11 protein-coding genes and 1 pseudogene are annotated in these 8630 nt (G+C 68.1%); 6 read left to right on the top strand and 6 right to left on the bottom strand.

Annotation, left to right across the window (positions count from 1 at the left end; genetic code table 11):
* The 5 genes from OQF71_RS12775 to OQF71_RS12755 all read right to left on the bottom strand — a co-directional run.
* A partial coding sequence (locus OQF71_RS12775; protein WP_280588127.1) for a nitrilase-related carbon-nitrogen hydrolase occupies positions 1-171 on the bottom strand: 171 nt, incomplete at its 3' end.
* Positions 168-596, bottom strand: a complete 429-nt coding sequence (locus tag OQF71_RS12770; RefSeq protein ID WP_280588126.1) for an SRPBCC family protein — start codon at positions 594-596, stop codon at positions 168-170. The genes OQF71_RS12770 and OQF71_RS12775, both read right to left, overlap by 4 nt.
* 95 nt (positions 597-691) lie before the next feature.
* The gene (locus OQF71_RS12765) at positions 692-919 is read right to left on the bottom strand and encodes a hypothetical protein (RefSeq protein ID WP_280588125.1); all 228 of its coding nucleotides are present in this window, start codon (positions 917-919) and stop codon (positions 692-694) included.
* A 52-nt stretch (positions 920-971) separates the two neighbouring features.
* On the bottom strand, positions 972-1154 hold the full coding sequence (locus OQF71_RS12760; protein WP_280588124.1) for a hypothetical protein: 183 nt from the start codon (positions 1152-1154) through the stop codon (positions 972-974).
* A gap of 70 nt (positions 1155-1224) precedes the next feature.
* The gene (locus OQF71_RS12755; protein ID WP_280588123.1) at positions 1225-2256 is read right to left on the bottom strand and encodes a phosphate uptake regulator PhoU; all 1032 of its coding nucleotides are present in this window, start codon (positions 2254-2256) and stop codon (positions 1225-1227) included.
* 158 nt (positions 2257-2414) lie between these two features.
* Here OQF71_RS12755 and OQF71_RS12750 point away from each other — a divergent pair, with 158 nt between their 5' ends.
* Positions 2415-2774, top strand: a complete 360-nt coding sequence (locus OQF71_RS12750; protein ID WP_280588122.1) for a response regulator — start codon at positions 2415-2417, stop codon at positions 2772-2774.
* Between the two features lie 61 nt (positions 2775-2835).
* Here OQF71_RS12750 and OQF71_RS12745 read toward each other — a convergent pair whose 3' ends face one another.
* Positions 2836-3216 (bottom strand): hypothetical protein, encoded by a 381-nt coding sequence (locus tag OQF71_RS12745; protein ID WP_280588121.1) that lies wholly within the window; start codon positions 3214-3216, stop codon positions 2836-2838.
* Between the two features lie 144 nt (positions 3217-3360).
* Here OQF71_RS12745 and aglJ point away from each other — a divergent pair, with 144 nt between their 5' ends.
* From aglJ to OQF71_RS12720, 5 genes and pseudogenes are all read left to right on the top strand, one after another.
* On the top strand, positions 3361-4338 hold the full coding sequence (aglJ, locus tag OQF71_RS12740) for an S-layer glycoprotein N-glycosyltransferase AglJ (RefSeq protein ID WP_280588120.1): 978 nt from the start codon (positions 3361-3363) through the stop codon (positions 4336-4338).
* A gap of 147 nt (positions 4339-4485) precedes the next feature.
* On the top strand, positions 4486-5610 hold the full coding sequence (locus OQF71_RS12735; protein WP_280588119.1) for an AI-2E family transporter: 1125 nt from the start codon (positions 4486-4488) through the stop codon (positions 5608-5610).
* A 94-nt stretch (positions 5611-5704) separates the two neighbouring features.
* Positions 5705-6850 (top strand): cell division protein FtsZ, encoded by a 1146-nt coding sequence (locus tag OQF71_RS12730; RefSeq protein WP_280588118.1) that lies wholly within the window; start codon positions 5705-5707, stop codon positions 6848-6850.
* A 111-nt stretch (positions 6851-6961) separates the two neighbouring features.
* Positions 6962-7696: a hypothetical protein gene (locus OQF71_RS12725; protein WP_280588117.1), complete on the top strand. Its 735-nt coding sequence runs from the start codon at positions 6962-6964 to the stop codon at positions 7694-7696.
* A 723-nt stretch (positions 7697-8419) separates the two neighbouring features.
* Positions 8420-8630 (top strand): annotated as a pseudogene (locus OQF71_RS12720) (5-(carboxyamino)imidazole ribonucleotide synthase); the annotation flags it as partial.

Here is an 8630-nt window from a genome sequence, read left to right as displayed (position 1 = left end):
CGCCGCCCGGGCGTTCGTGTCGAACGCGAAGTAGCCGACGTCGAACAGCTCCGGGAGAACGACGAGGCCCGCCCCGTCGGCGGCGGCCGCCCGGACCCGGTCGGCCGCGCTCTCGACGTTGTCCGCGACGGCGCCCCCCTCGACGCCGAGCTGAACGCAGGCGACCCTCATGCCCTCGGGCCCAGCGAGGCGCGGAGCGCGTCCTCCAGGTTGTCGAGCTCCGCGTCGAAGTTGCGCTCGAAGAACGACTCGACACCCGGCAGTCGGCCGTCGACGACGAACTCGTTGGCCAGCCGACAGCCGCCGTCGGTCTCGGTGATCGTGTGTTCGCCCGTCACGCGGAACGCCTTCGACTTGCCGACGAACTTCACCCGACTCGGCTCGTCGCGCTCGACCTCCTCGGTCTCGACGGAAATCGTCGAACGGATCATCGGGATCGGGAGCGCGACGTGCCAGGTCGCGCGCCCGTCGCCGTGGACCTCGAAGGTGTCGACCACGCTTATCGCGCCGGCGCGCTTCTCGGCGTCCGAGATGAACGCCCACACGTCCGTCGCGGGCGCGTCGAACTCGAACGTCCGGGAGACTCGGACGGTCATACCACCCCGTTGGTGCCACGGGGGTTAAAAACACGCGAGTCCGGCAGGAGCGGCCGAGCGGGTGGCGGGTCTCGCGTGGGAGCTCGGACCGCCGCTCAGCCCTGCGGCGTCACGCGCCACGTCGTCGACCGGGCCCGACCCCACTTCTCGATGTCGACGTCGTCAGATTTCTCGGCGAGCCGGGGGAGCCGCGAGCCGACTTGTTTGGCCGTGAGGCCGATGGCCTCGGCGATCGTCTTCGAGCGGACGTATCGCTCGCCACGGGTGACGCTGTCCGTGAGGTACGCGAGGATCCGCTGCTCTTCCTCGGTGTACTCGCTCATGCCGATAACGTAGGCGTCTGACGTCCTTAACGGTTTCTCGTCGTCTCCCCGCTCAGTCGAACACCTGCACGGCGACGACCGCGCAGACGGCGAAGACGAACGCCGCCGCGAAGCCCCACGCGCGGCCGATCTGCGACGGGTAGCCGAACATCAGCACCGTCCCGACGAGCGCGACGGCCCCCAACGCGAGCGCCACGCCGATCTCCATGTCAGACTCGATGGATCCCTCGCTCATACCCGTCGCTTCGCGGGCGACTACTTAGTTCATGCGAAGGACGCGACCGCGGCGCCGGAGTCGATTGCCCTCAGATGATCTCGACGTGTTCGGACTCCTCGTTGAGCGCGAGGTTCGCGGCGATCTCGGCGTTCCGCATCGCGTACTCGGCGGTGTGCTGGAGACTGACGAGCACTTCGCGGGTCATCAGCAGCGTGTCGTTGTCGAGGTCGCCCGGCAGCTCGCCGAGGATCTCCTGCTCGCGGTCCTCCAGCCTGGCGAACAGGTCGCGGCACTCGACGGTGAGGTCGTAGTCGCGCTCGACGACGGCTCGAACCGCGAGCGCCGTCAGCTCGTCCACCTGGTCGGTGAACTCGCGGATCTGGCGCATCGTCGCGCTGTCGACGTCGAGCGTGTGGCCGTCGGCCTCCATCACGATGTCGGCGATGTCCTCCGCGTTGTCTGCGGTGAGTTCGAGATTCTTCGCCACGGAGCGGTAGCCGATGAGGGGGAACCCCTCCTCTAAGCCGACCGCGCGGGCGAGGTTCGGGTTCTGGTACGCCGTGAAGATGAGCCGGAGCAGGAGGACGAAGATCTTGTTCGCCTGCCGCTCGCGGTTGAGCGCGCGCTGCGCGAGGTCGGGATTACCGTGGGCGAGCGCCTTCACGGCCTCGCCGCGCATCGTCGATCCGGTGTTCTCCAGCCGTTCGAGCAGGTTGTCGAGAGTGAAGTCCTCCGGGTCGACCGAACAGCGGATGGAGATGTCCTCCGGCGTCTCCTCGATGACGCCGAGCCCCATCAGCTGCGTCTCCGCCTTATACACCGCGTTGATGTGCTCGCTGTCGAGCGTCCCCTCGCTCCGGACGTGGATCACGCGCCGCCCGAGCACGTACTGCGCGACGATGGCTCGCTCCAGCGACCGCGCGTCGAGCCCGTCGGCGTTGATGACGGCCTCCGACTCCTCCGTGCTCACCGACTCCGGAAGGACGGTGAGCGTTCCCTTTCCGCCCATCCGGAGCGACACCTCGTCGCCCTTGTTGACGCCGTGTTCCTGTGCCCACTCGGCGGGGAGGGTCATCGCCAGCGTCGACGGACCCAGCCGTTGGACCTTCCGCGTTTCCATGCGGCATCGTACCGCGGGATACACCTTAACGTTGTTCCTATGTTCATTATACGCTTCACCGAATATACAAGGTCTTGGTGCGCGGGTCGGGCGCCTCCGTTGGAGTCCGCCGCCGGTCGATCCGCGCGCTTATGACGTTCAGCCGCGGATCAATAGCTATGACCGAGCGGGTGCTCGTCGTTGACGACTCCTCGTTCCAGCGGACCGTGGTCCGTGACGCGCTGGAGGGATCGTTCGACGTCGTCGCCGAGGCGGAGAACGGCGCGGAGGCCGTGGAGCTGTTCGAGGCGTACGAACCAGACGCCGTGTCGATGGACGTCGTCATGCCGGAGATGACCGGGATCGAGGCGACGCGGGCGATCAAAGAGCGGTGGCCGGACGCCGTGATCGTGATGTGTACGAGCGTCGACCAGCAGGAGAAAATGATGGAGGCGGTGAAGGCCGGCGCCGACGGCTACGTCACCAAGCCGGTCGACCCAGACGAGCTGGTCCCGGAGCTGCAGAGCCACCTCGGCTGAGCGCGGACCGGACCGGTATCGGCGGCGGGAAGTCGACCGTGAGGATCGGCAACGCGTTTGCTTACGCCGGATCGAACGACCGAAGGATCGACGAGAGCGCGCTGGCGAGCTCCTCGAACCGGTCCATCTCCATCGAGTCGGTCGTCATCCAGGCCCCGTGTTCCCCGGCGATCACCCGCGTGAGATATCCGTTTTCGAACACGCGGACGGTGAACTGGTAGTCGCCGAGCTGCGTGTCGGCGTACAGCGACTGCGAGTGGAACCCTTGGCGCTCGTTCTCTGCGAAGCCGACGAGATCTGCGGTCCGGCTCAGGTCGCTACGGAGGTACAGCTGCGTCACCTCGTCCTCGGTGAAGTAGGTGAGGCTCCGAAGTTCGTCGCCGGTCGCCGTCCGCGCCGCGCTGAGCAGTTCGTCGACGTGAGAGTCGGGTGGCTGCGACATACTCACACGATCTGTCGTCGGATACATGAGCGTATGGGTGGCCGCAGGATCGGCGACGGGCGGGGTCGATCGCGGGACCGACGTCCTCGACACCCACCGGTCCGGAAGGGCAGAGTTTAGGGACTCCCCCGCCGTCGACCCGCCATGAGCGACTATGACGACGTCTGCGTCCTGCTACCCACGATGGACGAGACCGAGACGGTCGCGCGCGTCGTCGACGGCTTCCGCGACGCCGGGATCGATGAGATCCTCGTGATCGACGGCGGCTCCACGGACGGAACTAGGGCGGTCGCCCGTGAGGCCGGCGCGCGCGTCGTCGAGCAGTCCGGTCGCGGGAAGGGGCAGGCCGTCCGCGAGGCGGTGCGAGACCACATCGACGCGCCGTACGTCGTGATGGCCGACGCCGACGCGACGTACGACGCGGCCGACGTCGACGCGATGCTCGACCCACTGTTCGCCGGCGAGGCCGACCACGTCATCGGGAATCGGTTCGCGGACATGCGCCCGGGGGCGATGACCCGACTGAACCGGATCGGGAACCGGATCATCAACGCCGCGTTCCGCGTGATCCACGGCGAGGGGTACCGCGACATCCTCTCCGGCTATCGGGCGTTCACCCGGGAGTCGTTCCTCCGACTCCACCTCACCGCCGACGGGTTCGGGATCGAGACGGAGATGGCGGTCGAGTGCGTGAAAAATCAGGTCCCGGTCGCGGTCGTCCCGATCACCTACCGCGAGCGTCCCGGCGGCTCCGCGACCAACCTCCACCCGATCCGCGACGGCGGCGTGATCTTCCTCGAGCTGTACCGCAAGGCGAAGACAAACAACCCCCTGTTCTACTTCGGCGGCGTCGGCGCGGTGTCGACGGCGGTTGGCGCGCTCATGACCGCGTACGTCCTCTACCGCTGGTTCGTGTTCCGTGTGTCTCACGAGGTGATCGCCATCGGCGCCGTCGGCGCGGCGATACTCGGGATCCAACTGCTGATCTTCGGCGTGCTGGCGGACATGATCCTCTCGCTCCACCGCGAACAGATAGCGCGGATCGAGCGCGCGTTCGCGGACCGTGATGCGGAGGAACCGGAGGACCCTGACGGCATCGGGCGAACGACCGACGACGACTGAGGGCCGTCTGCCGGACGACCGCGTCGACGACTGCCGGGCGACCGCGTCGACGATTACGCGCCGTCTGCCGGCTGACCGCGGCGGTAGCCGGTCTCTCCCGTCGGACCGGAGCACATGGTTTATGTCGGTACGCGGAGACGAACGGCCATGGACGAGAAGCGGTTCGTCATCGCCCTCTTCGGTCTCGCAGTCGCGCTCGTCGTCGGATTCATCGGCTATCGGTTCATCGCTCCGCTCACGGTCGCCGTCTTCCTCTACTACTCGACGCGACGACTCTTTCACCGGCTCGAACGGTTCCGGCTCCCGGCGCGCGTCCGGGCGGTCGTCTCCCTGTCGCTCATCGGGATCCCCCTGATTGGGCTCATCGGCTACACCGTGCTGCTGGTGCTGATCGAGGCGCGCCGCTTCATCGAGCGGTACCCGGTCGCCGAAACGGTCGGCGCGGAGAACTCCTGGGTCGGTGACCTGGCCGCGCTCTCTAACCCCACCCTCGACGGGATCGTCGCCGCGTATCGCTCGGGACAGCTCGATCCGCTGATCGAGTTCGTCTCCGAGCAGGCGTCGCTGCTGGCGAGCACGGTCGGCGGGCTCGCTCTCAACCTCCTGATCGTTATCGTCGTTACCTACTACCTGCTGCTCGACGGGTCGAAGTTCCACGAGTGGCTGCTGACGTTCGACGACGACGCGGTGGTCCGCGAGTATCTCGAAACCGCGGACGCCGAGCTGGAGGCGGTGCTGTACGGGAACCTGCTCAACGTTATCGCCATCTCGATCATCGCTGTCGTCACCTACACCGTCTACAACGTGGCCGCCCCCGCCGCGGTCGAGGTTCCGTACCCGGCGCTGGCGGGCGCGCTCACCGGAATCGCGAGTCTGATACCGGTGATCGGGATGAAGATCGTATACGTCCCGCTAGCGGCGGTGACCTCGGTTCCGACGGTCCTCGGCGGCGACGACCTCACGCTCCTCGTCTACGTCGCCGGCTTCCTCGTCGTCGCGGCGGTCGTCGTCGACACGATTCCCGACATTGTGCTCCGGCCGTACTTCAGCGGGAAGACGACCCACGTCGGGCTCCTCATGCTCGCGTACATCTTCGGCCCCGTCGTCTTCGGCTTCCACGGGTTGTTCCTCGCCCCCATCGTGTTGGTGCTGGCGCTCACGTTCGCCGACACGGCGCTGATCCGGCTGCTCGGCGGTGACCCCGACGAGGCTGGCGCCGAGGAGGCCGCCGCGGCGGTCCCACGCGGGCAGCGACGGCTCGACGAGTTCTGACCGCCCCGCTCACGGGCCGGCGGACGCCTTCCCCCACCGAGTCCCGCCGGCCGAGCCGAAGAGCTAAGCCTCCGCTCGTCGACCGGGGTGACGTATGCGTCTTCACGTCATCGGTCTCGGCGGCGCCGGTGGCCGGATCGCCGACCGGCTCGCGGCCGATCACGGCGACGACCGGTTCCTGCAGGGGATCAACGCGTTCGACACTGACGCGGCGGCCCTCGACGACCTTCGGTCGCTCAACGAGTCGCGCCGCTACCGCTTCGGCGACGCGGCCGACGGGAGCGGGCTCAACGGTGACCTCCACGCGGCCCGGCGGCTCGGCGACGCCCACGCCAGCGAACTCGGCCGTGTCATGGACGACGAGAACCCGTCGATCGCGGAGGCGTTCCTGCTCGTCCTCGGCCTCGGCGGCGGCGCTGGGGCCGGGGCCGCGCCGGCACTCGCCGCGGAGCTGTCGCGCCTCTACGACACCCCGGTGTACGCCGTCGGCCTGCTCCCGACGCCGGCGGAGTCGGCGGCCAGCGAGGTCGACCCCGTCCGCGGGAGCGAAACCGACCCCGGTGAGCGCGACCCCCGTCGTCCCCTCGCGGAGAAGAACGCGGCTCGGACGCTCGACGCGCTCTCCGACCGCTGTGCGGCCCTGTTCCCGTTCGATAACGACGCGTGGCTCCGGCCGGGCGAGACGCTCGCCGACGCCAGAGACCGGCTGAATCGAGTCGTCGTAGAGCGCATCACGGCGCTGTTCGGCGCCGGCGAATCGAGCGACACGGAGTCGACCCCCCAGCAGGTGCTCGACGCGAGCGATATCGCTCGGGCGGTCGGGGACGACGGGGAGATCGCTGCGATCGGCCACGCGACGCAGGCGGTCGACCCGCCGGAGTCGGGATCGCGGTTCGGGCTCGGGCTGTTCGGCTCGGACGAGCCCGCGGAGATCGACGCCAGCGCCGCGGTGTCGGCGATCGAGACGACCATCCGGAAGGCGGCCCGCGGGAAGTCGACCGTCGAGGTCCCGGAGGGGCGCGCGGACCGGACGCTGCTCGTCGTCGGCGGACCCCCGCCCTGGCTCAACCGACAGGCGATCGCCGACGGCCGGCGGTGGCTCGCGGAGGAGACCGGATCGGACGCGATATTGAGCGGAGACGCGCCGAAGCCGGACGGCGAGACGGTGTTCGCCGTCGTGTTGCGTTCGGGAGTCGACGAGCCGGCGCGAGTCCGGGAGATCCGGGAGTCGATCCCGTGACTGTCGGGCGCGGTCCGGATCGTCGGGCGCGGTCCGGATCGTCGGGCGCAGCGCGGCCGGACTCCTCTGCAGACCCGAACCGATTAACCGCTTGTGGCGTCCAGATCGGCCGTGACTACCCACGCCGACCTCGAACTCGACCTCGACGTGCGCGAGACGGCCGCGGTCGCCGACCGGCGGGACGAGCTCGTCGCCGCGGTCCGCGACCACGCGGGAACGATCGCCTACCAGCTCGCGAAGCTTCAGGGGGGCGACTACGGCCGGCGGGAACTGTCGACGCCGGGCGGGACGTGGACCGTCAAGCACGAGGCCGGAGAGCTGGAGTTCCTGCTGTTCTCGCCGACGTCGGGCTCTGACGTGTACGTCATCTCGACGAAGCAGCCGCCGGACCCGGCCGATCTGGCGGCCGCCCTCGACGACTACGCGAACTTCGTCGCCGCCTGGAACGAGTACGTCGCGTCGCTGTCGGGCGTCCTCGACGGCGTGCGCGCAGAGTTCCCGGAGCCCGCCTCGACCGACGGGGTCGTCGCCGAGCGCGACCGCGTGCTGGACGCGGTCCGCGAGGCCTGCACCGTCATGGCCGGAGAGATCCACCGGTACGAGGGCGACGACTACGGGACCTACACCGCCCGCGTCGAGGGCGACCGCTGGGAGCTGAAGTGGGACGAGGGGTCCGTCTCGTACCTCCGCGTGGGCGGCTCCGGTGGGCTCTACCTCCTCTCGCAGTACGAGGCTCCCTCCGCGGCCGACGTGCGCGAGTACGCCGACTCCTTCCGGGGATTCGTCGACGCGTACAACGAGTTCGTGGCGGGGCTGGAGAGCGACCTCTCGACGGTCGAGCTATAGGGATACCGGGCCTCTCTATCCGTACTCAGTACTATTTAAATCCTCAGCGGCAGATGGTTCTCGCATTTCCGATCGTTCAGTGCAGATATAACTGCGATCGATCTCGGGAGTGAGTCGCGCGGGTCGGTTATTATATGTAAAAGAGCGATGTTTCCGCCGGGTGTTTATTGGTGCTTGACCGTGTCGCGGTGAGGATTCCCACATCCCGAGCCGCTCGCTGATAAGCGGCTAATTATGGATCGACGGCGGAGGCCCCCAAAGCCCCAATCGCTCGGCTATACGTCGTTGCGGTCGCTGTGATCGAGAACACTTCCAAAGGGGCAGTCGCGAGGGCGAAGCACGCCGCAGCAAGCACCGCAGCGAGCGACAGCGAGTGAGGAGCACAGCAAGGCGCGCGAGCCGTCGCGACTGCCCCTTTGAGTCCTCCCCGAACCGCAACCGCCCCGCACCTCACGCCTCCCCAGCCTCGCGGTTCGCGCTCTCCGAGCGCTCACCGCGTCCCTCGCGGACTCCTCGCGGTCGCCGCCGGCGACCGCTCGAAGGCGCGCCACCGCGGCGTACTTTATAAGTGATTGTCGCCGTCGCTCAAAAGCATGTGATTACACTGAAACGTATCTAGAGGGAACAGAATCGCAACAGAGCGCCCCGATATACACACATACATGTATATTCATCGCCCGGATGTGGGAATATTTATGCAGCAACGTCGGATACGGGCCGCGTATGTCGATCACTCTGCCGGGACCGACGCTCGGCGTCGTCGGCGGCGGACAGCTGGGACGGATGATGGGCGAGGCGGTCGCGCGGCTCGGCGTCGAGGTCGTCGTGCTCGACCCGACGCCGGACTGTCCGGCCGCCCCCGTCGCGAGCGACCAGGTCGTGGGCGACTTCGCCGCCCCCGACGCGGTCCGCGAGCTGGCGGGCCGCGGCGACG

The sequence above is a fragment of the Halorubrum sp. Boch-26 genome (assembly GCF_029889805.1).
Classification (GTDB): domain Archaea; phylum Halobacteriota; class Halobacteria; order Halobacteriales; family Haloferacaceae; genus Halorubrum.
This window is presented reverse-complemented; position numbering and strand designations above follow the sequence as displayed.